Annotated in this window: 26 protein-coding genes and 1 tRNA gene; 16 read left to right on the forward strand and 11 right to left on the reverse strand. The window is 35.1% G+C overall.

Annotated features, from left to right (window positions below; all coding sequences use genetic code 11):
- Window positions 1–12 precede the first annotated feature (12 nt).
- The 5 genes from AC0NBN_RS08545 to htpG all read left to right on the forward strand — a co-directional run bounded on the left by AC0NBN_RS08545 (window position 13) and on the right by htpG (window position 4,735).
- Entirely contained in the window at window positions 13–576 is a 564-nt protein-coding gene (locus AC0NBN_RS08545) for a Cj0371 family chemotaxis-regulating polar lipoprotein (protein ID WP_160812178.1), read from the forward strand.
- The gene (locus tag AC0NBN_RS08550) at window positions 566–1,714 is read left to right on the forward strand and encodes a glutathionylspermidine synthase family protein (RefSeq protein ID WP_160812177.1); all 1,149 of its coding nucleotides are present in this window, start codon (window positions 566–568) and stop codon (window positions 1,712–1,714) included. Before AC0NBN_RS08545 ends, AC0NBN_RS08550 begins: the two co-directional genes overlap by 11 nt.
- A gap of 10 nt (window positions 1,715–1,724) precedes the next feature.
- Window positions 1,725–2,330: a hypothetical protein gene (locus tag AC0NBN_RS08555; RefSeq protein ID WP_143885383.1), complete on the forward strand. Its 606-nt coding sequence runs from the start codon at window positions 1,725–1,727 to the stop codon at window positions 2,328–2,330.
- Between the two features lies 1 nt (window position 2,331).
- On the forward strand, window positions 2,332–2,715 hold the full coding sequence (gene speD, locus AC0NBN_RS08560) for an adenosylmethionine decarboxylase (protein ID WP_143885384.1): 384 nt from the start codon (window positions 2,332–2,334) through the stop codon (window positions 2,713–2,715).
- Window positions 2,716–2,848: 133 nt separating this feature from the next.
- Window positions 2,849–4,735 carry a molecular chaperone HtpG gene (gene htpG, locus AC0NBN_RS08565; protein ID WP_160812176.1) on the forward strand — a complete coding sequence of 629 codons (1,887 nt, stop codon included), beginning with the start codon at window positions 2,849–2,851 and terminating at the stop codon, window positions 4,733–4,735.
- Between the two features lie 69 nt (window positions 4,736–4,804).
- On the opposite strand, the gene AC0NBN_RS08570 is transcribed toward htpG, so the two are convergent.
- Window positions 4,805–5,467, reverse strand: coding sequence for a murein L,D-transpeptidase catalytic domain-containing protein (locus AC0NBN_RS08570; protein ID WP_160812175.1), 663 nt, complete (start codon window positions 5,465–5,467; stop codon window positions 4,805–4,807).
- Complete coding sequence (locus tag AC0NBN_RS08575; protein WP_160812174.1) at window positions 5,468–6,166, reverse strand: TIGR02117 family protein; 699 nt, start codon at window positions 6,164–6,166, stop codon at window positions 5,468–5,470. It lies immediately after the preceding gene.
- A gap of 359 nt (window positions 6,167–6,525) precedes the next feature.
- On the opposite strand from AC0NBN_RS08575, the gene AC0NBN_RS08580 reads away from it, so the two are divergent.
- A complete protein-coding gene (locus tag AC0NBN_RS08580; protein WP_160812173.1) occupies window positions 6,526–7,017 on the forward strand; it encodes a DUF456 domain-containing protein in 492 nt (163 codons plus the stop codon).
- Between the two features lie 3 nt (window positions 7,018–7,020).
- Window positions 7,021–7,506, forward strand: a complete 486-nt coding sequence (locus AC0NBN_RS08585) for a hypothetical protein (protein WP_160812172.1) — start codon at window positions 7,021–7,023, stop codon at window positions 7,504–7,506.
- On the opposite strand, the gene AC0NBN_RS08590 is transcribed toward AC0NBN_RS08585, so the two are convergent.
- The 3 genes from AC0NBN_RS08590 to AC0NBN_RS08600 form a co-directional block, all read right to left on the reverse strand.
- The gene (locus tag AC0NBN_RS08590; protein ID WP_160812171.1) at window positions 7,493–8,134 is read right to left on the reverse strand and encodes a uracil-DNA glycosylase; all 642 of its coding nucleotides are present in this window, start codon (window positions 8,132–8,134) and stop codon (window positions 7,493–7,495) included. The genes AC0NBN_RS08585 and AC0NBN_RS08590 overlap by 14 nt on opposite strands.
- Window positions 8,135–8,137: 3 nt before the next feature.
- On the reverse strand, window positions 8,138–8,737 hold the full coding sequence (locus AC0NBN_RS08595) for a hypothetical protein (RefSeq protein ID WP_160812170.1): 600 nt from the start codon (window positions 8,735–8,737) through the stop codon (window positions 8,138–8,140).
- 72 nt (window positions 8,738–8,809) lie between these two features.
- On the reverse strand, window positions 8,810–9,337 hold the full coding sequence (locus AC0NBN_RS08600) for a GNAT family N-acetyltransferase (protein ID WP_160812169.1): 528 nt from the start codon (window positions 9,335–9,337) through the stop codon (window positions 8,810–8,812).
- 367 nt (window positions 9,338–9,704) lie between these two features.
- Here AC0NBN_RS08600 and AC0NBN_RS08605 point away from each other — a divergent pair, with 367 nt between their 5' ends.
- Together AC0NBN_RS08605 and AC0NBN_RS08610 are read left to right on the forward strand one after the other, a co-directional pair.
- Entirely contained in the window at window positions 9,705–11,852 is a 2,148-nt protein-coding gene (locus AC0NBN_RS08605; protein ID WP_160812168.1) for an endonuclease MutS2, read from the forward strand.
- An 88-nt stretch (window positions 11,853–11,940) separates the two neighbouring features.
- Window positions 11,941–12,390, forward strand: a complete 450-nt coding sequence (locus AC0NBN_RS08610) for a YcxB family protein (RefSeq protein ID WP_474468141.1) — start codon at window positions 11,941–11,943, stop codon at window positions 12,388–12,390.
- Between the two features lie 44 nt (window positions 12,391–12,434).
- Here AC0NBN_RS08610 and AC0NBN_RS08615 read toward each other — a convergent pair whose 3' ends face one another.
- The gene (locus AC0NBN_RS08615; RefSeq protein WP_143885395.1) at window positions 12,435–13,685 is read right to left on the reverse strand and encodes a dicarboxylate/amino acid:cation symporter; all 1,251 of its coding nucleotides are present in this window, start codon (window positions 13,683–13,685) and stop codon (window positions 12,435–12,437) included.
- Between the two features lie 208 nt (window positions 13,686–13,893).
- On the opposite strand from AC0NBN_RS08615, the gene AC0NBN_RS08620 reads away from it, so the two are divergent.
- Together AC0NBN_RS08620 and AC0NBN_RS08625 are read left to right on the forward strand one after the other, a co-directional pair.
- Complete coding sequence (locus tag AC0NBN_RS08620; protein ID WP_143885396.1) at window positions 13,894–14,376, forward strand: BON domain-containing protein; 483 nt, start codon at window positions 13,894–13,896, stop codon at window positions 14,374–14,376.
- Window positions 14,377–14,382: 6 nt separating this feature from the next.
- Window positions 14,383–14,802: an SH3 domain-containing protein gene (locus tag AC0NBN_RS08625; protein WP_143885397.1), complete on the forward strand. Its 420-nt coding sequence runs from the start codon at window positions 14,383–14,385 to the stop codon at window positions 14,800–14,802.
- A 69-nt stretch (window positions 14,803–14,871) separates the two neighbouring features.
- Here the strand turns inward: AC0NBN_RS08625 and AC0NBN_RS08630 are convergent, their stop codons facing one another.
- The 4 genes from AC0NBN_RS08630 to AC0NBN_RS08645 all read right to left on the reverse strand — a co-directional run bounded on the left by AC0NBN_RS08630 (window position 14,872) and on the right by AC0NBN_RS08645 (window position 21,356).
- Complete coding sequence (locus tag AC0NBN_RS08630) at window positions 14,872–15,429, reverse strand: thioredoxin family protein (protein ID WP_185147362.1); 558 nt, start codon at window positions 15,427–15,429, stop codon at window positions 14,872–14,874.
- Between the two features lie 75 nt (window positions 15,430–15,504).
- Window positions 15,505–15,894, reverse strand: a complete 390-nt coding sequence (locus tag AC0NBN_RS08635) for a hypothetical protein (RefSeq protein WP_143885399.1) — start codon at window positions 15,892–15,894, stop codon at window positions 15,505–15,507.
- Window positions 15,895–15,963: 69 nt separating this feature from the next.
- Window positions 15,964–16,434, reverse strand: coding sequence for an Lrp/AsnC family transcriptional regulator (locus AC0NBN_RS08640; protein WP_089742365.1), 471 nt, complete (start codon window positions 16,432–16,434; stop codon window positions 15,964–15,966).
- A gap of 134 nt (window positions 16,435–16,568) precedes the next feature.
- Window positions 16,569–21,356: a translocation/assembly module TamB gene (locus AC0NBN_RS08645; protein WP_160812166.1), complete on the reverse strand. Its 4,788-nt coding sequence runs from the start codon at window positions 21,354–21,356 to the stop codon at window positions 16,569–16,571.
- 4 nt (window positions 21,357–21,360) lie between these two features.
- Between AC0NBN_RS08645 and tsaD the strand changes: the two genes are divergently transcribed.
- Genes tsaD through AC0NBN_RS08660 form a run of 3 tightly spaced genes read left to right on the forward strand, consistent with a single transcriptional unit; the run spans window position 21,361 to window position 23,539 of the window.
- Window positions 21,361–22,377, forward strand: coding sequence for a tRNA (adenosine(37)-N6)-threonylcarbamoyltransferase complex transferase subunit TsaD (gene tsaD, locus AC0NBN_RS08650; protein WP_160812165.1), 1,017 nt, complete (start codon window positions 21,361–21,363; stop codon window positions 22,375–22,377).
- Window positions 22,377–22,787 carry a hypothetical protein gene (locus AC0NBN_RS08655; RefSeq protein ID WP_160812164.1) on the forward strand — a complete coding sequence of 137 codons (411 nt, stop codon included), beginning with the start codon at window positions 22,377–22,379 and terminating at the stop codon, window positions 22,785–22,787. Before tsaD ends, AC0NBN_RS08655 begins: the two co-directional genes overlap by 1 nt.
- A 56-nt stretch (window positions 22,788–22,843) precedes the next feature.
- Window positions 22,844–23,539 carry a 16S rRNA (uracil(1498)-N(3))-methyltransferase gene (locus AC0NBN_RS08660; RefSeq protein ID WP_160812163.1) on the forward strand — a complete coding sequence of 232 codons (696 nt, stop codon included), beginning with the start codon at window positions 22,844–22,846 and terminating at the stop codon, window positions 23,537–23,539.
- Here AC0NBN_RS08660 and AC0NBN_RS08665 read toward each other — a convergent pair.
- Complete coding sequence (locus AC0NBN_RS08665) at window positions 23,536–24,207, reverse strand: TrmH family RNA methyltransferase (RefSeq protein WP_160812162.1); 672 nt, start codon at window positions 24,205–24,207, stop codon at window positions 23,536–23,538. The two genes, AC0NBN_RS08660 and AC0NBN_RS08665, sit on opposite strands and share 4 nt — an antisense overlap.
- Before the next feature lie 55 nt (window positions 24,208–24,262).
- Between AC0NBN_RS08665 and AC0NBN_RS08670 the strand changes: the two genes are divergently transcribed.
- On the forward strand, window positions 24,263–25,279 hold the full coding sequence (locus tag AC0NBN_RS08670; protein WP_160812161.1) for an asparaginase: 1,017 nt from the start codon (window positions 24,263–24,265) through the stop codon (window positions 25,277–25,279).
- A gap of 58 nt (window positions 25,280–25,337) precedes the next feature.
- Window positions 25,338–25,424: transfer RNA gene (locus AC0NBN_RS08675), tRNA-Ser, on the forward strand.
- Window positions 25,425–25,564 lie beyond the last annotated feature (140 nt).

The raw sequence follows: 25,564 nt of genomic DNA on the forward strand, positions 1-25,564 counted from the left end.
TTATTTCCAAATATGAAGAAAAATTCTTTTACTATTTCTATATTTTGTAAAAAAAATATTCTCTTACCGGTAATGGCATTCAGCCTGCTTAGTTTACAAAGCTGCGGCGGAGACGGGAGTCCCAGAATTAAAGACGGTGAATCGGTTACCATTAAAGAATCATCCAAAGGAACAGTTACCGAGGTTGAAGAAGTAAAACCCGGTGATGATTTTAAAATTATTGATGAAAAAATCATTGACGATAAAACGAAATCTACCGCAATCGTACATTATCTCAACGGAAAAACAGACACCCTGTCTCTTCAGAAACTGAAAAGTGAGTCACAATCCGGCAACCACACTCATTCAGCACTCAGAGGAGTATTAATGTATTCGCTTGCTTCTGCATTCTTCAGCAGAAATCTCGCCAACACAACTCCCAATTCAAGCTATTACAAAAGTGCAGATGCATATAACAAATCTACCGGTCTGAAAAATGATATGGTAAAAACAGCAACCTCCCGCAGAGTAATGACTCCGGGAAGAGCATCCAGAGGATACGGCGCAGGAAAATCTTTCAGATCTTATGGAGGATAACAGGTTTCAGGAAATAAAAAAGATCCGCAAAAAAGATATGCCGGTTCAGCTGCAGTGGTTTGCAGATGAAGATTATCTGTTTGAAGAAGTATTGGGTCTTCATACTTCTGAGGTCAGTAAATTTACCTTCATCGCACAGGAAGCGTATTCGGTTTTTGAAAAAGCAACTGATAAAATCATTCGGGACAGAAATCTCCATCTTTTGGATATCCCGCAGTTTTTCCATGGAATCATTGAAAAAACATGGAATGACAGAAAAAAACATCCTCTTTTGTACGGAAGATTTGACATCAATGGCGGAATTGATGAAAGAAACGCAAAAGTTATCGAATTCAATGCAGACACCTGTTCTACTCTCCCTGAAACCATTTTATGGCAAAAACTTCAGCTGGAACATATCAAATCTCCGATGGGGCAGTTGAATAAACTGGAGCGCGATCTTGAAAGCACACTTTCAGATCTTAAGAGAAATATCCCGTACGAAAAACCCTATTTTTTGGCATCTTCATTTGGTCACAAAGAAGACAGGCTCAACTGTGATATGGTTCTGAACGCTGCGTATAAAGCAGGTTATGATGTTTTTTATACCGATCTGGAAAAAGTAACATTTTCTGACGAAGGCATTTTCTTTGAAATTGGCGGAGAGTTTCAGCCTGTAGATGTCTGGTTTAAAATGGTTCCGTGGGACTGGATGTTCAACGAAGAACCTGAACTCGCAAAGCTGATTATCGAAATTATTGAAAAAGATCTGGCAATTATTCTTAATCCTCCATACACCGCTGTATGGCAGAATAAATTGTTTCTGAATTATATTACCCAGCATTTCCCCAATACTTTTATTGCAGAAACTTACGACAGTTCTTCCTTTCTTGCAGGAAAAGATTATGTGGAAAAACCTGTTTACGGAAGAATGGGAGAAAATGTAAAAATTGCGCATAAAAACATTCAGTCTGAAGGAGATTTTGCAGGACAGAAAAAAATCTATCAGCGATATTATCCTTTAGATAAGGATCGGGAAAACTACTATTATCAGGCAGGCATTTTTTATACTTTCCAGCCATCTGCCATCAATTTCAGAGCAGAAAACAGAGAAATCATTACCAATAATTGTGAATTTGTATCACATTATATCATTTAAAATTAAAAACATGAAAAATATATTCTTAATACTTTTTGCAGCCTTTGCATTGTGTTCCTGCGGAAAAGGAAGTGTAGATCTTGCTATTGATAATCCTACCGATCATTCAATAATTGTAAAAGTAGACACCCTTACAGTAGAAGTTCCCGCAAAAGAAGTGGTATGGGTAGAAATGGGAAAAGGTGAACATCTTATAACCTTGGAAGACAATACTAAAACAAAATACAATTTTACCCAGAATGCCTATTTTCTTAATCCGACCAGAAATGAATATCTGAAAACTGAAGAATTCTATGGAAGTCCTTCTTTTCAGAACAGTTATGCGCATAAACTTCCCAATAAAAAAATAGAATTTTACGGAATGCCGCTTGAAGGAAATTTCGATGTGGTAAAAGACCTTATCAATCCTATCTCATGGGATTACGGACCGAGAGAAGAGCTGCCGGAAATGCTTGAAATGGAAGAACAATATGAGGTTATGGTCAAATTATATGACCTGAATGAGTTTGCCAACTTAATTACCAGAGCGTCTGAAGAAGCACAACTCAACAGCGAAGATTCAATATCTTCCGACAGCATCAATGCAGCGCCGCCCGTAAGCCAATCTACCAACTAATATGATTTCAGATTATCATACCATCGGCTACCATACGATTTGGGATATTTACGGATGTAATATTCAGAAGTCATCTTTTGTTCCGGAAATAAAAATAATTCTCAACAAAGTTGTTGAAGAGTTAAAGTTGGGGAAAGTGCAGGAAGCATATAAACAGTTTCAGCCATTTGGTGCAACAGGCTTTATCTTGTTGGAAGAAAGCCACATCAGCATTCATACATGGCCAGAAAAAGAGTTTGCTGCAATAGATGTATTTTCCTGTAAGCCTTTTGATACGGAAAAAATTAATTCTATTTTAAAAGATTTTTTTGAAACTGACGAGATCAATACGAAGGTCATTACAAGAGGTGAACTTACCAGGATGAAAACTGCAAGTCCGAACTGATTACCGATTTATAAAAATTAAAACATAAATCACCTGAATGCGGGTGATTTTTTTATTAGTTATGTCAAAATGGCAGATTGAAAGCCATGGTATTTTTTTTGAGAAACATAAGAAAATTTAAAATCAAATAATTATGACTAAAGGAAATATTAATGTTTCAGTGGAAAACATTTTTCCGTTGATTAAGAAATTTCTTTACAGCGATCACGAAATATTTTTAAGAGAATTAATTTCCAATGCAACAGATGCAACTCTTAAATTGAAACATCTAACCTCAATTGGTGAAGCAAAGGTAGAGTACGGAAATCCTAAAATTGAAGTGAAGATTGATAAAGAAAACAAAAAACTTCATATCATTGATCAGGGAATCGGGATGACCGGCGAAGAAGTGGAAAAATACATCAATCAGGTAGCTTTTTCGGGTGCTGAAGAATTTTTAGAAAAATACAAAGATTCTGCTAAAGATTCAGGAATTATCGGGCATTTCGGACTTGGTTTTTATTCTGCATTTATGGTGGCAGAAAAAGTAGAAATCATTTCTAAATCTTATAAAGACGAACCGGCTGTACACTGGGTTTGTGACGGAAGTCCTGAGTTTACTTTAGAAGAGACAACTGCAAAAACTGACAGAGGAACAGAAATTATTCTTCATATTGCTGAAGATTCTACCGAATTTTTAGAAGAATTCAGAATCCGTGAATTACTGACCAAATACAACAAATTCATGCCTGTTCCAATTAAATTCGGAACAAAAAAAGAAACGCTTCCTTTACCTGAAGGAGCAGCAGAAGATGCGGTTGCAGAAACTGTTGACGTTGATAATATTATTAACAATCCTACTCCGGCGTGGACAAAAGCTCCAAGTGAATTAAAAGACGAAGACTACAAATCGTTTTACCATGAGCTGTATCCTATGCAGTTTGAAGAGCCTTTATTTAATATTCACCTGAATGTAGATTATCCTTTCAATCTCACAGGTATTTTATATTTCCCAAAACTCAGCAATAATCTGAATATTGAAAAAGACAAAATTCAGCTTTATCAGAATCAGGTTTTTGTAACGGATGAGGTAAAAGGAATTGTTCCTGACTTTTTAATGCTGCTTCGCGGAGTTATAGATTCTCCGGATATCCCGTTGAATGTTTCCAGATCTTATCTTCAGGCAGATGGAGCGGTAAAGAAAATTTCTTCTTACATCACCAAAAAAGTTGCCGACAAAATGGTTTCATTAATTAATGAAAACCGCGAAGATTACGAGAAAAAATGGAATGACATTAAAATCGTTATTGAATACGGAATGATTTCTGAAGAAAAATTCTTCGAAAAATCAGACAAATTTGCATTATATCCTACCAGCGAAGGCAAATATTTCCTCTGGAACGAACTGGAAGAAAAAATAAAACCGATACAAACCGACAAAGACGGCAATCTGGTAATTTTATATTCTACCAATGCAGACGAGCAGCATTCTTATATTCAGTCGGCTAAAGATAAAGGCTATGAAGTACTGTTATTAGACTCTCCTATTGTTCCTCACCTTATTCAAAAACTGGAAACATCTAAAGAGAAGATCCAGTTTGCAAGAGTGGATGCAGACCACATCAATAATCTGATTAAAAAAGATGAGCCTGTTATCTCAAAACTCAACGAAACAGAGAAAGAATCTTTAAAGAAAACGGTTGAAGAGTCTATTAATGATAAAAAATTCACCGTACAGCTTGAAGATTTAGACAGTACAGATGCTCCTTTCACTATTACCCAGCCTGAGTTTATGCGCAGAATGAAAGATATGCAGGCAACAGGCGGCGGCGGAATGTTCGGAATGGGAGGTTTTCCTGAAATGTACAATTTGGTGGTAAACTCCAACAGTGAGTTTGCTTCAAAAATTTTAGCAAACGAAAATGCTGAAGAAAAGAATAATCAGATAAAATACGCTTTGGATCTCGCAAAATTATCGCAGAATTTGCTGAAAGGTAAAGAACTTACAGATTTTATCCAGAGAAGTTATAAGCAGCTATAAAAATAATACACTTATAATCAGCAAGAGCCTCGACTTTGTCAAGGCTCTTTTTTTAATATTCAGATTACATTACTTATAAATCCACATGAGAACAGGTTTACTTTGTTTTTGCAGAAGCGCATCAATTTCCTTCATGGCGTTATTAGAAACTGTAGGACAGCCCCATCCTTCCGGTGAGCCGCTTGGAAAAATTTCTTCATCGCTCATTAATTCCCAGGAATGGAACACGATAAATCTTTCCAGCGCATTGCTGTTTGAATCTTCCATGCCGTGCATCAGATATTTTACATGAATACCCCAATCACTGTAGCCTCTTCCCGACAACTTATATTTACCTAAAGAGGAAAGGTGGCTGCCATCTTCATTACTGAATTTGGGTTGGTCTTTTGACTCATCTTTGCTCCATGAGTTTATTCCGCAGCCGTGACCAACAAGATAAGTTCCCAGCGTTTTCTGATTTTTAAAATCCCACACTATAAACCTCTTGACTCCCGAATGGAGGCTCATATCAATCAGGATGCAGATTTCAGTGCTTAGTTTTTTAGACTTAGCAAATTCCAAAGCCTCATTTGCTTTGTTTGTTGTTTTAACTAAATCAATACTTGGTTTTTCCTGTTCTGCAATACTGGCGTCTTCAAAAACTATTTTTTTCTGTGTATTGATAAGCTGATCTTTTGTGCATGATAAAAGCACGAAAGAAAATATGATAATAAAATATGACTTTAAGATCATCTATTTGTAATGTAAAAATATTCCATAATCAGAAGGTGTCCAGAATGCGGCTTTTTGTCCGGCGGCTTTCAGTGCGTCATTTGCCCAGGTATTGCAGGTGTTCAGAAAACTGTATCTGCCTTTAGCATCATAAAAGGCATCATTATCACCGTAAACCGCATTTGTAGGAATAAGAATATAATTTCCCAGATCGTCTTTATCAAATTTAGCATCCACAAAATCAATTAGTTTCCTATACTGACTTCGGCTGATCATTATTTTTTTGCAATCATCAGCTTCCGTCATGCTTCGATAAAAAGAACAGTGCATTGCAGATTCGCTCATCCAGAAAGCAGCCTTGAAAGCTGTTGAAAATTTCAGATCTGCCCAGGTCGGCGTATCCAGATAAAAGCCTTTATCACCCCACCCTATTCCCACAAACTGATAATCTGTCTTTCCAGATTTTGTATCCGAAAAAGGAATTTTGGAACTCCAGTCATGAATATCATTTTTTACAGGCATCACAATATCAGTATGCACACCGTTTGTATAAATATAAATCGGAATTTCTTTAGCTTCTCCATCATCTTTCTCCGAAACTTCAATAAACGGCAGCAAATATCCTAACAGTGCGTAGATGAGGATAATTCCGATTAAAATACCTGTAACTTTCAGCAGGACAATCACAACCGACTTTATACTCAAATTTTTAATGTACATAAACAAAATTTAATTTTATTTTTTGCTAAAAGTATTTATTTTAATTGAGAAATTGATTAAATTTAGTTATCAAACTTTCACAAATATGCATAAAAAACCAAAATCTCAGAAAAGGTTTAAAATCAGAGTAAAAACAGCTCCCAAAAGATCGCAGAAAAAACGCTGACTTTAATTTTTTAATACCAACCTATTCCTGATTTCTCCGGATCTTTTCGGAGATCAACAAATACCATCGTCTCTTATCACTCATTTTTTAGGGAATTTAATTTCCTGAAAATAATTAATGTTTCGTTATTAACTCCTATTTTGAAACCGTAGCATACTTTTTGTGAAACAACCTTGATTTTATTTTTACATTTATGGATCATTCATTAATTACTTTATTCAGCATCATTTTTTTAATATTAGGAATTTTGGGTACATTCTTACCAATTTTACCCGGATTGGTACTGAGTCTTGCCGGTCTTTTAATCTACAAATACGGAACAGATTCGGATCTCTCCATGATTTATATCTGGGCATTTGTTGTTTTAACTCTTGCTTCAGCGGTTCTTAATTATGTCATTCCGGCAAAAACAAACAGGAAATATGGCGGCACACGTTGGGGAAGCATAGGATCTGTGATAGGAACTATTGTAGGAATGTTTTTACCGATTCCGCTGGGTTTTCTATTTGGAATGTTTGCAGGAGTTTTTGTAGGTGAATTATTGCATGACAGTAAAGATCTTACCAAAGCCTGGAAATCTACTAAAGGAGCTTTTATAGGTTTTCTTTACGGAACAGGATTCAATCTGGTAGTTGGGATTGCCATGTTATTGGTAGTTTTGCTTGACGTTTTTAATATTTTATAAGTTATGAAAGAAAAAGCACTCTTATTATTTGCGATTATCCTATTGGTAAACTGCAGCTCTCAAAAAGATGTTGCTCAAAGATCTGCAGCATCAGAAAAATCTTCTACGGAAGGTGAAAATATTATTTATTTAAAGGAAGGTGAAAATAAATTTCTGAAAGAATATCAGATGAATGTAACTTTCAGGGGAATTTCTGAAGACAGCCGTTGTCCGCAGGGAACACAATGTATCTGGTCGGGAGTTGCTGTTGCAGATATAGAACTGATGAGCACAACGAGCCGTCCTGTAATGGTAAGACTTTCCACGCAGGAGGTTGCAGGAAAAGACTATTATAAATCGCATTATTTTAACGGATATAAAATATCGCTGATGGAACTCACGCCCTATCCAACGGAAAAAAGTAATGTAAAATCGTTACCCGGACAATACAAAATAGGGATTTCTCTTACTAAAGATCTGGAAATACGAGATACAACTACCACGAGATAGATTTCTTACTTTTTGAAATTAAATATTCATTGATTTTTGAAAAAGGTTGGCTCCCGAAAAATCCTCTGTGAACAGAAAACGGAGAAGGATGTGCAGACTTTAATATAAAATGTTTAGCCGGATCTATCAGTTCGGCTTTTTTTTGTGCAAAAGCGCCCCATAAAACGAAAACTACATTTTCTTTTTTATCTGAAATTTCTTTAATAATAAAATCTGTGAATTTTTCCCAGCCTAAATCTTTATGTGAATTGGGAGAATGTGCACGAACCGTTAAAGTAGCATTCAGCAATAAAACGCCTTGTTTTCCCCAATCATCCAGCTCTTTTGAAGTTCTTTCAATTCCCAGATCATTTTTCAGTTCAGTGAAAATATTTTTAAGTGATGGCGGCGCTGTTACCTGTTCGGAAACTGAAAAGCACAAACCATTTGCCTGACAATCATTATGATACGGATCTTGCCCTATAATTACCACCTCAATATCTTCAAAAGGTGTGATTTCCAATGCTCTGAAAATCTGATTTTTTGGTGGAAAAACTTTTGTTGTGGCGTATTCCTGTTTTACTTTTTCCCAAAGATTGGTAAAGTATTCTGTGTTCTTTATAGGGGCTAAAATTTCTGTCCAGGTCATTGTTTAATATTTATTAATTGCTTTTATATTCTCAACATAGTTATATCCTAAAATCCCTTCAGAAAGAGTCAGCTCAATCAGTTGATTATCTAAAATTTTTTCATAAAGTTCTTTATCAATATCCAGTCGCTCATCTTTGTCAAATTCAGTTTTAATAAATATCTCATAAGATGTACCTCCTTTTGAGCCTTTATTAATATATTTTTTATTGATTTCAATTCTCTCTTTTTTATCGCTCGAAATAGAAAATCTATAATTAATATAAATACTTAAAGATGGTATCAATAATAAAAAAAACAAACAAAGACCCAGAATATTATTTCTTTTTAATTTATCATCATTAAAGGTGTAGTAAAATGAAAGAATATAAACTGTTAAGACGCTAAAAATAAGACTTACGAAAGCAGATCTCCAAAACAATTCATAGCCTCCGATGGTATTTTCAAAATATCTGCCAAATAGCAAAATAATAAATAAGGGTATTAAAGGTATCCATTCAAAATTTTTATCTGTTCTTTTTCCTAATTTTTTATTATTGAACTTTAGAATTAAATCTGATAAATTGTACGACAATAAAACAAAAAATGGTAGAGAAATAAACATATATCCAAAATCCTGTACTGAAAAAAGGAGAATGAGAATACTTATTAGAATTGCAATAATATTTTTCGACATTTAAAGTGAATAATTATCAATTATTTTCTTCCTCAAACTAAAAACCAGATTCTCCGGAAAACCTTCATCAATTCTTCCCTCTTGCAAAACGAAATCATGTTTCAAAAGAAGAGCTTTTGAATTTTCGTTAAACATATTGGTAAAAGCTAAAATCTCATTCAAATTTAATTCATTAAAACCAAAATCTAAAACCGCAGACAAAGCTTCAGACATAATACCTTTTCGGTGATAATCCGGTAATAATTCGTAACCGACTTCTGCTTCAGTCCGGTCTTCGGAAAATCTGTACAGACAAATGGTTCCTAAAAGATTTTGTTGGTTTTTATAAGTAATTCCGAAGTAAAAAGTTTCATTATTCTGAACTCTTTTTTTAATGGTCAAAATAAAATCCAGCGCATCGTAATTTGTCTTTGGCGAAACTCTTTGTACAAACCGATTGACCATTTCATTGCTTCTGATCTTTAAAATATCTTCAACATGGCTTTCGTTAATGGGGTTTAAACTTAGTCTTTCTGTTTCTAATTTCATCAATCAAATATACAGATATTACGGTTACTTTAAATTTATTCGTCTTTCTGAGTTTAAAAACGATCCTAATAATTTTCATAAGAATTTCAGAATCTTTTTGATTTTAATACTTTATATTAAACAAAATTTTAATTTTAATTATCAAATTATTGATTCTCCGTTATTAATCATACCGCTTTTTAACGCAAAGGATCGCTAAGATTCCTTTATATACTAACTGTTTTTAAGTTCGCAAAGGCGTTTGACTTCGTCGAATCTTCGATTTCACTCAGCAAAGAACTCAAAGGTTTTTCAATTATGTCAAGTTACAGACAATCATAATCAAATTAACTCATTTTCAAATTTTCAAATTAATTATCTTTGCAATGTGTATATAGATAAAGAAGATTTAGACGAATTGGAATTTCCGCAATTGCTCGCGGAAATTTCTCCCTTTGCATATTCTCCGAAAACAAGAGAAGAAATCCTTCAGCTCCGTCCGATGAAAATAGATGAGGCTGAGCTGTCCCTGAAAAAAACTTCAGAATATCTTTCAAGCTTTGAAAGCTCCAACGCCATTCCGTTTAGTGAATACGAAGATATTGAAAGTGAGCTAAAATTGATGCTGATCGAAAATTACCGATTAGAAAACGGTGCTTTCATCAAAATAAAAACACTTACGGAGCAAATCGGAAAACTGCAGAAATTTTTCCCGACAATGCCGGAAACATTTCCTACTTTGATGCAGAATGTTTCTGTGCTGGAATTTAAAAAGGAAATTATTGATAAGATTGATAAAGTATTCAACCGTTTCGGAGAAGTAAAAAGTGAGGCATCCCCTATTCTGAAAGGACTGAGAACGGAGATTCAGCATGCTAAAAAAGCGATTACCGAGAATTTCAACAGAGCTTTATTCAATTACGGTCAAAGTGAGTTTTTAGATGACATCCGGGAAACGATTATTGATGATCAAAGAGTTCTGGCTGTAAAATCGGGATTCAAGAAAAGAGTTCAGGGAAGGGTTTTAGGACTTTCAAAAACCGGTTCCATTACTTATATTCAGCCTGAAAGCGTAGTGAAGCATTATTTTAAACTTCGCGAAAGTCAGGAGGAAGAAAAAAAAGAAATTGATAAAATTTTAAGACAGCTTACAGCGGAATTAGCAGAATTCCAACCTCAGCTCTGGAGATATCAGCAATACATTTTTGATCTTGATTTAACGAGAGCCAAAGCAAAATTTGCCAATCTTATCAACGGAATTTTACCCAAAATAAATCGCCATAAGACATTAAGGTTAAAAGATGCTTTCCACCCATTATTGTTTCTAAGAAATAAAGCGGAAAATAAAGTCATTTTCCCTCAATCGTTAACGTTCACCGAGCATAACAGAATTATCTGTATCTCGGGACCTAATGCGGGTGGAAAATCAATCACCCTGAAAACTGTTGGATTGCTCCAGTTAATGATTCAGAGCGGCATTCTGGTTCCCGTACATACGAAGTCGGAAATGTTTTTCTTCGACAAAATCATGACGGACATTGGTGATAATCAATCTATCGAAAATCATCTTTCCACCTATTCGTCACGATTAAAAAAGATGGGAGGAATCATCCGTGAAGCTGATGCCGAAACCCTTTTATTAATTGATGAATTTGGTACAGGTTCAGATCCGGAATTGGGTGGTGCTTTGGCAGAAAGTTTTCTGGAATTTTTCTATGATAAAAAAAGTTTTGCTATCATCACAACCCATTACACCAATATTAAACTGGTTGTAGAACAGCTTCCGAATGCTCAAAATGCGGCAATGCTGTTCAATGAAGAAACTCTGGAACCTATGTATAAGCTGGAAGTAGGACAAGCCGGAAGTTCATTTACCTTTGAAGTAGCAGAGAAAAATAAAATTCCAAGATTTATCATTCATTCTGCCAAGAAAAAAGTGGAACATGATATTGTGAATTTAGACAAAACCATTGTAAAGCTTCAACAGGAAAAATACGAGGTCGAAAAGCTGAAGACTGATCTTGCTGAAAGAAAGGAATCTGTAGAAGACAAGCGTGACAATCTCCAAAAGCTGAATGACCAGCTTCAGCAAAAGCTCTTCAACTTTCAGAAACTGTATGAAGAAGAGCATCGTAAATTACAGTTTGGCAATAAGATAGAATCTTTTATTGACAGCTATGTAAAAGGAAAATCCAGAAAAGATGTGGTAAAAGATTTTGTGAAAATTCTGGAACAGGAAAAATTCAGAAAAATCGGTGCGGATAAAGACGAATCTAAAAGGCTTCAGGTTGTTAAAAGAAAAATTACCCAACAGCTGAAAAAAGAAGAGGTCATTGAGAAAATTACAGAAACCAACGAAAAGCTTGAAGAAAAACGTAAAACCGACCGTTCTGTATGGATGAAAGTTGGTCAGCGTGTACGAATTACCGGCAGTACAAGTGTAGGAACGATTGAAAAAATATCTAAAAATAAAGTAGTGGTAAACTATGGCACTTTTAAAACAACGATTGACGGAGACGAGCTGGAAAGAATTTAAACTTACAAAAACTGTATAAAATTAATTATTTGAGCTAACAAATTTCTCATTGATGACGATAAAAACTAGAATTACGTTTAAAGATTTCTTGAAATTTAATCTAAAAAATTCATTACCAAGAATAGTTATTTTTATATTAATTGTTACTACTTTATTGGGTCTGAATTTCTATAATGCAGATCAATATACACAAGAAATGCTAAGATCTGCTTCGATCTGGTTTTTGCTGTTTTTCGCTTTTATAGTTATTCGCTCTTATTTCAAACTGAAGAAAGTATTTACATCAAACAAAACGATCCAGGAGGAAATTATTTATACCTTCACAGACAATGAAATTCAAACGAAGGGTGAAACTTTCGATGTGGATTTTTCCTGGGATAAAGTTTTTCTTGTAAAAGAAAATAAAGAATGGTTTCTCATTTATCAAAGCAATACAATAATGAGTATGATTCCTAAAAAGTTTTTTTCTAGCCAGGAAATTTTTGAATTACGCAAAATTATTAGTAATAAAAAAATAAAGGCAAAGCTTAAAAGTTAATTTAGCTTTGCCTTTTATGTTGAATTGATTAAAATCCTGAATTGTTACAAATCTCCGCCGTGGCTGTCAAGCTGACCTTCCCATTTTGAAACGGCTGAAGTTGCCAAAGCATTTCCTAAAACATTCGTCATACTTCTTCCCATATCGCAGAAGTGATCAATCGGCAAAATCAACGCAATCCCTTCAGGCGGAATTCCAAACATGGAACAAGTTGCCACGATGATTACCAGACTCGCTCTCGGAACTCCTGCAATTCCTTTTGAGGTAAGCATTAAAACTAGAAGCATCGTCACCTGCTGTCCGACAGACATATCAATTCCGTAGATCTGAGCAATAAAAATGGAAGCAAAGGTCATATACATCATACTTCCGTCCAGATTGAAAGAATATCCTAAAGGTAAAATAAATGATACAACTCGGTTATTACAGCCAAATCTTTCCAGCTCTTCTACCAGTTTTGGAAAAACTGCTTCTGAACTTGTCGTAGAAAAAGCAATAAGCAACGGTGATTTTATTCTTCTTAATAGATCAAAAAGACGGCGTCCTAAAATCATATATCCTACCAAGAGCAGAACCAGCCACAAAATTCCTAAAGCAAAGAAAAAATCCCGCAGATAAATAGCGTAGACTTTAAATATTTCAAAACCATTGGTCGCAACAACTGCCGCAATAGCTCCTAAAACTCCCAAAGGAGCAAACCACATAATGTAGCCTACCATTTTCAAAATCCCGTGTGCCACAACATCAAACAGCTTAATTACAGGCTGTGCATAATCATCCCCTAAGTTGGCTAAAGCAACTCCAAACATGATAGAAAATACTACGATCTGCAGCACTTCATTCGTTGCAAAAGCTTCAAACAAACTTTTAGGAATAATATGCTTTACAAAATCTTCCAGAGAAAAACCTTTGCTGGATTTCACTAATTCTTCTGCGGATGAAGCATCCTGAATAGGAAGTTTGGTAACATGTCCCGGTTCAAGCCAGTTAACCAAAACCAAACCAATGAAGAGAGAAACCAATGAAGCAGAAATAAACCACAGCATTGCTTTTGTACCTACCCTTCCAATCATCTTGATATCGCTCATTTTTGCGATTCCCACAACAAGCGTTGTAAATACAAGCGGAGCGATAATCATTTGTACTAAACGGATAAAGATGGTTCCCAAGAGCTTGATGTTTTTAGAAAACGGCTCTGCGCTTTCAGGATAATTAATATGCACCAAACCGCCGATGGCAACACCAATTACTAATGCTACAATAATAGCAACGAATAATTTATTTTGTCCTTTCATATATATAGTTCAAGAAAGGCAAATATAATGCTTTAATTATTTAAGCCTGAATTTTTATAAAAAATTGCTCACCAAATAAATAATAAATTAAAAACACAGAAAATGAAAAACTTACAGCAATGCTACCATATATTTCTTTCATTTTGATCTGTTGGTACAAAATTTATTATTACATTTGGTTCTAATTAAAACATTAAATTAATCAATTATGAAAAAAACAATCGCAATATCTGCTTTAGCTTTAGCAGTATCGTTTGGATCTATTTCGTGTAAAAAGAAAGTGTCTGATGCTGATCTGCAGACTCAGGCGACAACAGTTGTAACGGCAAATCCGGGAGCAAGTGTGGAAATAAAAGATGGTGTTGCACACCTGAGCGGAACTTTTGCATCGCAGGAAGAAAAAGATGCTGCAATTAAATCTTTGAAGGAAATAAAAGGAGTGAAAGATGTACATGATATGGCTAAAGTAGAAGCAGCTCCAATGCCGGTAGAAACCGCATCTGCTGTAGACCCTATGATTCAGCAAAAAGTACAGGATGCCGTAAAAGATTTCCCTTCTGTAAAAGTTGAAGTAATTAACGGTGAATTAACTCTGACAGGAAATGTATCTTCTGCTCAGGCAAGAAAAATTAAAGAATCTGTAGATGCTTTAAAAATCGGAAAGTATAACAATAACTTAGTTGTAAAATAAGAAATCATGAGTACATTACAAGATAAATATGCAAGCGTAGTTTCAGCAGCTCAGTCTGCCGGAGTAAGCAATCTTCAGGTTCAGGAGCAGGACGGAATCCTTTATATTTCCGGAGGTGCATCCAATACTGCGACGAAAGATGCGGTATGGAATGCTTTGGGAGCAATAGATTCTACTTACTCTGCTTCAGATATTAATATTGATGTGCAGGTTACTGGTCTTGCAGCAGGAACAAGCCTTACTGTCGCTACCGAAGAATCTAATCTGAACATCAGACAGGAGCCTTCTACTGAGGCGGCTGTTGTTGGGAAAGCAGCAAAAGGAGAAACCATTACTTTGGTTGAGCAGACTTCTGATGACTGGTGGAAAGTGAAAACCGCAGACGGAGAAGAAGGTTATGCTTATTCAAGATATTTGAGAGCTTAGTATTTATAATTATAATAAGATACCCTGAAAAAAATTTCAGGGTATTTTTATTTTTAATGGATAAAATAGCTATTTCCATTTTATATTACAGCCCATACTTGGTCTCTGAATTTCTTCCTGTGCTTCGCCCAATAATAAATTTTCAAAAGCAATGATCAGGTCTTCACCAGTTACATCTTTGTTATTTCCAGGTCTGGAATCATCCATTTGTCCTCGGTAGACAAGATCCAGTTTTTCATCAAAGAAAAAGAAATCCGGGGTGCAGGCTGCATCATAAGCTTTTGCAATTGCCTGACTTTCGTCGTATAAATAAGGAAAATCAAATTTTCTTTCGATCTGAAATTCAATCATTTTTTCCGGAGAATCTGCAGGATATTTTTCTACATCATTTGAGTTGATTGCAATAAACTCAATTCCTCTTTCATTGTAATCCTCGTAAAGTTCCGTCAGTTTATCAATAACGTGAAGAACAAACGGGCAATGATTGCACATAAAAATTACCAGTGTTCCTTTTTCTCCTTTCAGGTCATGAAGAGATTGTACTTCGTTACTTTTTGATGGGTTTGGAAGCTCAAAAAAGGGAGCTCTTGTTCCCAGATCTATCATTTTAGAGGGCGTGTTCATAATTTTATTTTTATAATATCAAAATTAAAGATTCTGACGGAGAGTACCAAGATTAGTTAAATGCAACAATTTATATTCCTATCTGAAAAACTTCCACTTCGGAATAATTGCCAACATTCCGAATCCTGTAAAGAGAAACAGATTGGTAACATCAGAATATAAAAATGTGGAAAGATAATAGTTATGCATAAAAAAATGTGCAAGAAGCATTACAGGAAACAGTACAATTCCTGCTTTCCGGTAAAAAAACATCAGAACAATTCCTACAATCATCAAGATATCTACCGAGAAAATCAGATAAAAATATCCTTTAGGAATGTTCAGGCTTTCATGCTGAAGGTATTCGTCAAAATCCAGTCCGATTCCCATGAATGTAAATACAAGCAGAGAAGCCAGAGCCAGAATAAAACCCCATCCTTTTTTTGGATCTTCGTCAAAATAACTGTATTCTTTATATTCCTTTTCCATAATGCAAAAATAAAGAACTTATGAATGATTTCATAAGTTCTTAGGTATTTATATCGTTTGAAGTTTAGACTAAATTGAGATTGCGTTGATCAATCTGTTTTTATCACTAAGATATTCTTCCATAGAGATCATACTTTCAGTTCTCATTACATCCTGAATGTCATCTATCTGATAAATAATTCTCTTAGCATCGTTAGTATTCTTAGCTTTTACTTTGCAGAAAATATTATATTTCCCGGAAATAACGCTTGCTTCGATAACATTTGGTATGCTTGATAACTCTTTCAAAACCTCCTGAGTACGGTTTGATTTCGTTAAAAGAATTCCTATAAAAGCCGTGAAATGATAATCTAATTTACCATAATCAAGGTTGAGAGATGATCCTAAAATAATACCTGCATCTTCCATTTTCTTTACCCTTACGTGAATTGTACCCGCAGAAACGTCCATCTGCTTAGCAATTTCTGTAAAAGGCATTCTTGTATTTTCTACCAGAAAATCAAGAATTTTCTTGTCTATTTCGTCCAGTTGATAGTTCATATTAGTGAAATTATATTTTTCCTAAAAAATCTTTAAATTTTTTACAAAATTAAAAAAAATAATTAAACTAAAAAAATTATATTAAACATTAACAATAATTAACACGGATGATAAAAATCATTAAAAAATTCTAACTATTTAAGCATTGATTTTACAGAATCTGTTTTTATTGAGACGGAGTCGGCTCCTTTCTTTTTATCTTTTTTCTTCTTTTTAAAGAAAGAATTAAAGCTTTTACTCCATACAATACCGCCTCCATACGCCTGATTTGCAGCACCATTTGTCCCAACAGTTCCCACTCCCATTCCGATATTGGTTGGCTTTGAATAACCTCTTACAACAAGCGTTCCATCGTTTTTCTTAGATATATCATATTCTATAGAACCTTCACCGGACAAATAATTGTTGTTGGCAGTTTCTGTTCTGGTTAAAGGAATTCCCAAGCCAGTTTTTACCGTAACCCTCGAAGAAAGATCAAAACTTACTCCTGCATTGGCTCTGTCACCAAAATTTGATAACTGATCTCCTCTTACATAATTCAAATCAATCTGAAGTTCGTTACTCATTGTATTCAAAACCGATCCTAATTGTTTCAGGAGCATATTGTATCCCGAAGATTCAGCAACACCAACGGCATCAATATTGACACCTCCTGAATTGGTCACATTAAAAGAATTAAGAAGAAGAATAGACCCAAACTGCAAAACATTTTCTCCTTCAGTCTGATTGATTCTGGCTGCCAAAGTTTCTTTTACCTGACTGGATACGTCCAGTGCCGTAACATTCAGATCAATCTTAGGATCATTTAGAGTATTGGTAATTTTTGCCTGAAGCAAAACATTAATTGGCTGTAACTGACCCATATTCAAATATTGTCCTGCGTTAGAAACCGTTCTCACATAGTTTGCAGTTATATCAAGAGCGGGTCTCATTGCATCACCATCCCATCTTATACTGCTGTTTTTCTGAATCTGAAATGTTCTGTTGAGGATAGCCTTAGAAACAAAAGTTCCGCTTTCTACCATATATGCTCCATTCATGGCAATATTTCCCTGTCTGCTCATCTGGAATTTCAAATTTCTTGCCGCACCTTTCACGCTGATGTTTCCTGCATCGTCTCCAACTAAAACATTTACTGTAGTTCCTTTATCTACATCCACATTAAAATCAATATTCATATTGGCGCCTGTCTTTTTCTTTTCTTCTAAGGTAATAAGACCATCTTTTCCTTCTTTTAAGAAACGAAGCATCTTAAACTCATCTACATTAGAAGTAGAACTGGAGTTGAATGTAAATGTACTTCCGTTCAAGGCTTTCATATTAGGTGTGGAAAGATTAAGTGCTGAAACCGGACCGTCCACATAAAGATCACCCTGACCAAAAACTCTTCCCCAAAACAAGTCATAGTCTTTTTGAGTAGTATTAAGCATCAAAAGATTATCTGCTCTCATTACAAGGTTAACTCCCATAGAAGACAGGGTTTCAAACTGGATTGCTCCGGAAATTGTTCCCTGCGAATTAGCTCTTCCGTCACGAACTCCGATATTATTTAAGATTGCAAGACCACGCGAAAGCGAAATAACCGTGTCATCAAAAGAATAGTCTACCCCTGTAAAAAGAAGTTTCAGTCCAAAATCTTTTAAGGCAATATCACCACTATAATCAAGATTTTTTAATGTTCCGTTGATTTTAAGATCGCCGGTTGCCTTACCTCTCAGATTACCGAATATAGACTGTACAAATTGCTGAGTAAAAGAAAGATCAAAGTCTCTGAGTTCGGTATTAAAATCAATGGTTGGTGATGAGGTATTGTTATTTACCGTACCTGTTAAGTGAAGATTATTCCCTCCCAATACTCCTGCAGAAGCAACTCTTACGTCTACATCATATACATTAAGCGAAAACCCGTTAACTGCTGAAATAGTAACATCTCCCATATCATTACCATTCATCATAATATTATCTACTGTGAGATCTACTAAAGGCTGCAATGTATTCTGATCCATCTTAATCTTCACATTTCCGTTTGCAAGACCTTTTATATCCATCAGATTTCCTTCTGCCTGCATTTCAAACAATTTTTCAATAGCAAAATTTTCCACCTCAGCATCTACATAAAAATCTTTTGCTGACTTGAATGTAGATTCATTAATCATCAGTGAGCTGTCATCCGAATATATTTTAAGATTTCTGATTTCAAAATCTGCAGTATTTTTGCGGTAACTGATATAATGATCCAGTTCCGGACTGGTGTCAACTGCCCATTTTGTATTGTTAAGCGTTATTTCTGTAGGTTCAAACCTAAAAATATAATCCCCTGCCGAATTGGTAGACTGATTAAAATTAACAGCGTAAGACTTCAGGTTTTCCTCTATTTCATCCTGTAGACTTCCATGATTAAAACTTGTAGATATTCTAAGCAGAGAACCATTATCATTCTTCCCGGTAAGGATAAGATCTCTGAAAATATTTTTATTGTATTCTAATCTGTTGACTTTAGCATAAAGCTGCTGATCTGCATTTGCAGTATTAATTCTCACCATGACACTGTCAACCATAGCGCTGTCTCTCGTTATCCTGATCCGGTCATCAATTTTGTATTCAGGATTGGTTTCCGCTAAAAGTCTATCTGCTTCGGAAATCTCTTCCTTTTTTGTCATGATGTACTTAAGCGAAGATGCATCTAAGTTTAAAATCAGATTGTTGGAATCACCATCATACTCTCCCGCTACTTTTGCGCCTTGTGGCAGCTTCAGATCCGGAAGAAAGTAGGCAATAACGCCTTGCTCCACATCAAAATCCATTACAAAATCCTGTCCCCGGTACAGTTTTCTCGGCTCTGGACCAACTAAAATTTTACCAAGACCGTTTTCTATCATTCCGGCAAGATCTGCAAGATTGTATTTCCCTGAAATTTTTCCGTTTACAGCTCCGGGCGCATTGATCAGGATTGATCGGTTGCCATTTTCAGTAAATGTTTTTAGCTGAGCCGTCGGAATATAGTATTTCTGATCTGCTGTTGCAAAATTTACGTTTGAAGCCTCTACATCCAGTGTAAGATCATTAATGTTTGACATTGCCATTTTGCCATTTACTTTCCCGCTTACAATCTGACTTCCGGTCTTACCTGAGAAATAATTGATATTTAAATGAGCAATATCGGCATCTACGTTAGCTGAAATTCTTGATGTGCTGAAATCTATCAGTCCTTTTATTGTAGCCTTCGCCTGTTCATCATTTACTGTAATCAAACCGTTGTATTTTTTATGATCTAAAAGACCATCCAATACCACATTATTGATTTCTTTATCCATAATTTCAATACTTGAAATCTGAGATTTTGTACTCAGCCGCATTGTATTGACATCAAAACTTTGTCCGTCCAGATTAAATTTACCCGAAATTAATCCTACAGATTTATTTTTAGTAATTACAGAAGTATTCAGATCATTTACCTCTGCATATCCTTTATATTTAGGGAGAGCCGAGCTGTAATCAGATAATGAAAAATTAGAAATTTTAGCCTGCCCGATTCCTGTCATGAGATTACCGGAAGATACATACACCTGTTTCGGTGTAACTCTTGCTGCACCATTGTATTTCAGTTTACCAAAATCATCAGCAAAGTTTTTCATTTTTGACGAAACAAATGTCGGCATCATTGCTTTCAGATCTTTGTAAGTAAAATCTGTTGAAAGATCATTGGTTTCTATGAGAAAATTGCCTTTCAATAAATCTTTCGCTTTAAGCTTTTTTGTTGCGATATTGACACTTGGGTTTCGTATCAGGAAATTTTCCAGGGTAAAATTATTTAAAGGTCCCGTCATTTTTCCGCTTGCATTAAACGGAATAAAATTATCCCAATTGGTAACAAAGTAGCTTATATCGTATCCGCTTAACTGACTTCCCAGTTTCATATTCATATCCCAGCTTACTTTATTTGTAAAATCTGCCCATGAACCTTTATTCAGGTTAAATTTAATATCTCCCTGAAGAAGCGAATGATCTGTATTTAATGTTAAATCCGCCAAAGAAAGATAATCCTGAGTCATGGAAAAATCGGTAGAAAAAGTTTCAACAAAATGAGATTTCCCCCATCTTTTAGTGACAAATGTGAAATTATCAATACGTGCGGTAATATCCGTTCCGTTAACTTTAACTTTTGGAGCAATTAAATTTACATTATCTGCAGTAAGCCACTTCCCCGCTTCACCGGAAGAGTTTTGATTAACAATAGAAACTTTTGAGTTAAGAATCTCCAGTCTTGCATTAAGCTGAAATGGAGGTTTTTTCGGATCTCTTTTCTTCCCGCTGTCAAAAAGCTGTGTAAATCTGATGAAATTGGAAATACTGTCTCCTTTGTATGTAATTACTTTAACATCGGCATTGTTGAGGGTAAGCCGGCTGAAACTTAAAGAATTATTTTTACCGATATTTGTTGCTAATGAAAACCAGTCAGAATCTGCAATAAATTCTTTGGATGTAATAAAATCCAAACCTTTATAATCTTTTATTTTCAGACCTTTAATTGTTACATCTCCAAAAAAATTAACCTCAACACTTTCGGTAGACATTTCAGCTTTAAAGTCTCTGTTAACAATCTGAAGTGCCTGATCTGCCGCCCATCTTTTTGTTACAGGTAAATTAATGGCGATAAAAATAAGAATAACAAGCGATAATACTGTCCAGAAGAGTATCAGCAAAAGTTTTGCCCACCATGAGTAGCTGACTACATCTTTTGCAGCCTGCTTTCCAAATTCCTGAGCTGTATCTATAGGGTGGTTTATTGCATCAGAAGCAAACTCAGCAGCTTCTTTTACCGTTCCCTGAACATTTTCAACCGTTTTCTGTACCTGATCGCCCAAGTTTTCAGCTACCGATTTTTTGTTCTCATTTTCGTTATTATTCTCTAACTTTGCCATTATTATGAGCGACTCTATAATTTTAGGTATCGAATCATCTTGTGACGACACTTCAGCTGCTATTATCAAAGGAAATTGTATCCTTTCGAATATTGCCGCCAATCAGGAAATCCACAAAGAATATGGCGGCGTGGTTCCTGAACTTGCTTCCCGTGCACACCAGCAGAATATCATCCCTGTTGTGGAAAAATCGATACTCAAAGCAAATATACAACAAAATGCAATCTCTGCCATAGGCTTTACAAGAGGTCCCGGACTTTTGGGTTCTCTTCTTGTGGGAACGTCTTTTGCCAAATCACTTGCCATGAGTCTGAATGTTCCTTTAATAGAAGTAAATCATCTTCAGGCACATATTTTAGCGCACTTCATCGACGATGCAAATCCTGTGCCGCCCAAATTTCCTTTTTTATGCCTCACCGTAAGCGGCGGACATACCATGATTGTTCTCGTCAAAGATTATTTTGACATGGAAATTATTGGTAAAACCACTGATGATGCAGCAGGCGAAGCATTTGATAAAATCGGGAAAATTTTTGATCTTGATTATCCTGCAGGTCCTATTATCGACCGATTGGCAAAAGAGGGAAATCCCGATGCTTTTAAATTTAATAAACCGAAATTAGATCAATACGATTATTCTTTCAGCGGAATTAAAACTTCTGTGCTTTATTTCATTCAGAAAGAGGTGAAGAAAAATCCTGATTTCATCAAAGAAAACATCAATGACTTATGCGCTTCTGTCCAGAAATGTATTATTGAAATTTTGATGAATAAACTGGAAAAAGCTGCAAAAGATTTAGATATAAAAGAAGTTGCTATCGCAGGCGGAGTTTCTGCCAATTCCGAATTAAGAAAAGTAATGCAGCAGAATCACAAAAAACTGGGCTGGAATATCTACATCCCAAAATTTGAATATACTACTGACAACGCTGCAATGATTGCCATGGTTGCCCAGCTGAAATTTGAACGTGGCGAATTTACTGATTTGAGAACAACCGCAACTTCTAAATACGACCTGTAATGAAAATATTATTAGAAGAAAAAGTACTTGGTACACAATCTAAAAAGAACTCAAAATACTATTGGGTTTTAGAAACAGTCACAGGAAAAAATGAAGTTACACAAGAATTTGAAGGGGATGACTTTCAGATGACGAGTTCAGAAACAGGATTTATACAGAATGTAAAGGAAGAAATTATTGAAAAGATAAATTCTGAAAATGTTTTCAGCTTTGCTTACGAGCCAAAAGAAGGAGATTATTTGTCGATTAAAAACAATTTAAGAAAAAATGAATATCTGAATCTGATTTTCATGAATAATTCATGGAAAGAAGAAATTTACATGTGTTCTTATCGTGATTGTGAAGGCGATATTTATACCACGATAAAAACCGGAGTGACATTTATTAGCGAAAATGAGATATTTTTCTAATCAGTTTCGCAAAAATCAGTTTAATAACTCTGTCAGATTCTAAATAATTCTAAATAATGAAACTTTTTTTTGGAGAAATAAATAACGGCCAAGCAATCATCAACGAAGAAGAGCAACAGCATATTGTGAAAGTTCTGCGCATGAAAGATGGCGAAGAAATACACGTGACCGATGGAAAAGGAAATCTTGCTTCCGGAACTCTAATTATCGAAGGAAAAAAGGCAGGACTTGAAATTACCGACATTAAAACTGAAACTCCTGATTTCAGCCCAAAACTTCATATTGCGATTGCGCCGACAAAAAATATTGACCGTATTGAATTTTTCGTGGAAAAAGCAGTAGAAATGGGCATTTCTGAAATCACCATTCTTCAAACCGAAAAAACAGAAAGAAAAAACATCAACATTGATAAAATCAGGAGGCAGGCAATTGCGGCTTCAAAACAAAGTCTGAGATTCCATTTTCCCATCATTAATAATCTGATTAAATTACCCGAATTTCTAAGAAATATCAATTCAGAAACTACTTTTGTAGCACATTGCAACGAAAATTTAGAGCGAATTAATTTGAACGAAATTCCAAAATTAGAAAATTATACTTTTCTGATTGGTCCCGAAGGAGATTTTTCGGATAAAGAAATTATGTTTTTAGCAGAAAAAGGAGTTAAGGCTGTTTCATTAGGAAATCAAAGGTTAAGAACGGAAACTGCGGGAGTTTTTGTTGCTGCCTGGAATTACAATAAGATGTTTTAATAAGTTACATTATTTTCCCTCAAATACTTTTCAAAAATCTGTTCACCACTTCGCATAGAGTTTACCGCCCAGCGGATTTTCATTCTCAAAAGTTTTTCTTCATTCAGTTTGTAATCTAAATCAGATTTTATCAGCTTTTGCTTTAGTTCATACATACAGATGGAAGCTGCAACCGAAACATTGAAACTTCTCGTAAAACCATACATTGGAATTGCCAGAGTTTCATCTGCAAAATCTAAAATTTCTTCCGAAACACCTTCCATTTCAGTTCCGAAAACCAATGCAATGGGTTCTTTAATTTCATATTCAGGTAAAAATTTTGCATTTTTCTCTAAAGAAACCGCAACCATTTTATAACCTCTGTCCTTTATTTTCTGAAAAGATTCCATATTCCGGGGAAGTTTTTCTACCTCAACCCATGTATCTGCGCCTTTGGTAACCCTTAAATTAGGTTCAAAACTGTATTCTTCCTGCAAAGCAACCACTTTATGAAAACCACAAGCTTCAACAGAACGTACAATTGCCGCCGCATTTCTAAACTGATAAATATCTTCAATTACCGGCAGGATAAAATCTGAACTTTCAGGCGCAAAATGCTCTATTTTTCTCAACCTTTCTTCCGTTAAAAACTGCTGTAAATATTCGTAAGTTTTTTCTAAATCTTTCATCTTCTTTCAAATCTTTGCAAATTAACGTAATTTTGAAATTCTAAGAAAAGTTTACATGAAAAGAAAAGTCCTGTTGATATATACCGGTGGAACAATTGGTATGGAAAAAGATTATGAAACCGGAAGTCTACGCGCATTTGATTTTGGAAATATTTTTGAGAAAATGCCGGAGATGAAGCTGATGGAATGTGAAGTTTTTGTACACCCTTTTGCCAAACCACTTGATTCATCAGATATGGGACCTGATGAATGGAAAATAATCACCAACTATATTTTCAAAAATTATGATGATTACGATGGCTTTTTGGTACTACATGGAACAGATACAATGTCTTACACGGCATCTGCTCTTAGCTTTATGCTGAAAGGACTGAAAAAACCTGTTATTCTCACAGGCTCACAGCTTCCCATTGGAGATCTGAGAACTGATGCGAAGGAAAACCTTCTTACCAGCCTTTATTATGCAAGTTTATATGAAAACGATGAAGCTGTTATTCAGGAAGTTGCCATTTATTTTGAATATAAACTACTGAGAGGAAACCGTACTTTAAAATATTCTGCGGAATATTTCGATGCTTATGCAAGCCCTAATTACCCTATTCTGGGACAGTCTGGTGTACACCTTAATATTAATAAGGATAATCTTTTCAGAAACACAAAGAAAGAGAATTTTCATATTGACGAGCATATTTCAGAAGATGTTTTGTTCTGGAGAATATTCCCCGGAATGAAATTGAATCATTTTAAGGAAATTCCTAAAATGAAAGTGCTTATTTTACAGGTTTTCGGCTCCGGAACTATTTTCAGCAGCGAAAAAACACTGGAAACCCTTCGGCAGATCAGAAACAACGGGACTGAAATTGTCGTCGTAAGCCAGTGTATTTCTGGCGGAATTTCTTTTGGAAAATATGAAAACAGTAATATTTTCTCCAGAATTGGAGCCATCAGCGGGAAAGACATGACTGCAGAATCTGCGATTACCAAAGCAATGCACCTGATTGACAATCCCAACTATCAGGGAAGTTTTGCCGAAAATTTTTCTAAGAACCTTTGTGGCGAAATAACTGAATAATTTGTAAAATTCAATTGTTTTATTCGATAAAATAGTATACTTTTGCAGTCTTCAAAATAGAAAGGTGTCCGAGTGGTTGAAGGAGCTACCCTGGAAAGGTAGTATACGGGTAACTGTATCGAGGGTTCGAATCCCTTCCTTTCTGCAAAAAAAGCGTTGATTTTTCAACGCTTTTTTATTTACACTAAATTCAAAAAAAGGCAACAACAAAATCTAATTTGCAATCTTACTTTACATAAAAAGCTGCTCAGCAATATTGCAGAACAGCTTTTAAAAATTATAGTT

The sequence above is a fragment of the Chryseobacterium sp. L12 genome (assembly GCF_056133985.1).

Bases quoted from the DNA above. Each gene is read 5' to 3' on its own strand.
- AC0NBN_RS08545 (WP_160812178.1), top strand. From the start codon at position 13: ATGAAGAAAAATTCTTTTACTATTTCTATATTTTGTAAAAAAAATATT.
- AC0NBN_RS08550 (WP_160812177.1), top strand. From the start codon at position 566: ATGGAGGATAACAGGTTTCAGGAAATAAAAAAGATCCGCAAAAAAGAT.
- AC0NBN_RS08555 (WP_143885383.1), top strand. From the start codon at position 1,725: ATGAAAAATATATTCTTAATACTTTTTGCAGCCTTTGCATTGTGTTCC.
- speD (WP_143885384.1), top strand. From the start codon at position 2,332: ATGATTTCAGATTATCATACCATCGGCTACCATACGATTTGGGATATT.
- htpG (WP_160812176.1), top strand. From the start codon at position 2,849: ATGACTAAAGGAAATATTAATGTTTCAGTGGAAAACATTTTTCCGTTG.
- AC0NBN_RS08570 (WP_160812175.1), bottom strand. From the start codon at position 5,467: ATGATCTTAAAGTCATATTTTATTATCATATTTTCTTTCGTGCTTTTA.
- AC0NBN_RS08575 (WP_160812174.1), bottom strand. From the start codon at position 6,166: ATGTACATTAAAAATTTGAGTATAAAGTCGGTTGTGATTGTCCTGCTG.
- AC0NBN_RS08580 (WP_160812173.1), top strand. From the start codon at position 6,526: ATGGATCATTCATTAATTACTTTATTCAGCATCATTTTTTTAATATTA.
- AC0NBN_RS08585 (WP_160812172.1), top strand. From the start codon at position 7,021: ATGAAAGAAAAAGCACTCTTATTATTTGCGATTATCCTATTGGTAAAC.
- AC0NBN_RS08590 (WP_160812171.1), bottom strand. From the start codon at position 8,134: ATGACCTGGACAGAAATTTTAGCCCCTATAAAGAACACAGAATACTTT.
- AC0NBN_RS08595 (WP_160812170.1), bottom strand. From the start codon at position 8,737: ATGTTTATTTCTCTACCATTTTTTGTTTTATTGTCGTACAATTTATCA.
- AC0NBN_RS08600 (WP_160812169.1), bottom strand. From the start codon at position 9,337: ATGAAATTAGAAACAGAAAGACTAAGTTTAAACCCCATTAACGAAAGC.
- AC0NBN_RS08615 (WP_143885395.1), bottom strand. From the start codon at position 13,685: ATGAAAGGACAAAATAAATTATTCGTTGCTATTATTGTAGCATTAGTA.
- AC0NBN_RS08620 (WP_143885396.1), top strand. From the start codon at position 13,894: ATGAAAAAAACAATCGCAATATCTGCTTTAGCTTTAGCAGTATCGTTT.
- AC0NBN_RS08625 (WP_143885397.1), top strand. From the start codon at position 14,383: ATGAGTACATTACAAGATAAATATGCAAGCGTAGTTTCAGCAGCTCAG.
- AC0NBN_RS08635 (WP_143885399.1), bottom strand. From the start codon at position 15,894: ATGGAAAAGGAATATAAAGAATACAGTTATTTTGACGAAGATCCAAAA.
- AC0NBN_RS08640 (WP_089742365.1), bottom strand. From the start codon at position 16,434: ATGAACTATCAACTGGACGAAATAGACAAGAAAATTCTTGATTTTCTG.
- AC0NBN_RS08645 (WP_160812166.1), bottom strand. From the start codon at position 21,356: ATGGCAAAGTTAGAGAATAATAACGAAAATGAGAACAAAAAATCGGTA.
- tsaD (WP_160812165.1), top strand. From the start codon at position 21,361: ATGAGCGACTCTATAATTTTAGGTATCGAATCATCTTGTGACGACACT.
- AC0NBN_RS08655 (WP_160812164.1), top strand. From the start codon at position 22,377: ATGAAAATATTATTAGAAGAAAAAGTACTTGGTACACAATCTAAAAAG.
- AC0NBN_RS08660 (WP_160812163.1), top strand. From the start codon at position 22,844: ATGAAACTTTTTTTTGGAGAAATAAATAACGGCCAAGCAATCATCAAC.
- AC0NBN_RS08665 (WP_160812162.1), bottom strand. From the start codon at position 24,207: ATGAAAGATTTAGAAAAAACTTACGAATATTTACAGCAGTTTTTAACG.
- AC0NBN_RS08670 (WP_160812161.1), top strand. From the start codon at position 24,263: ATGAAAAGAAAAGTCCTGTTGATATATACCGGTGGAACAATTGGTATG.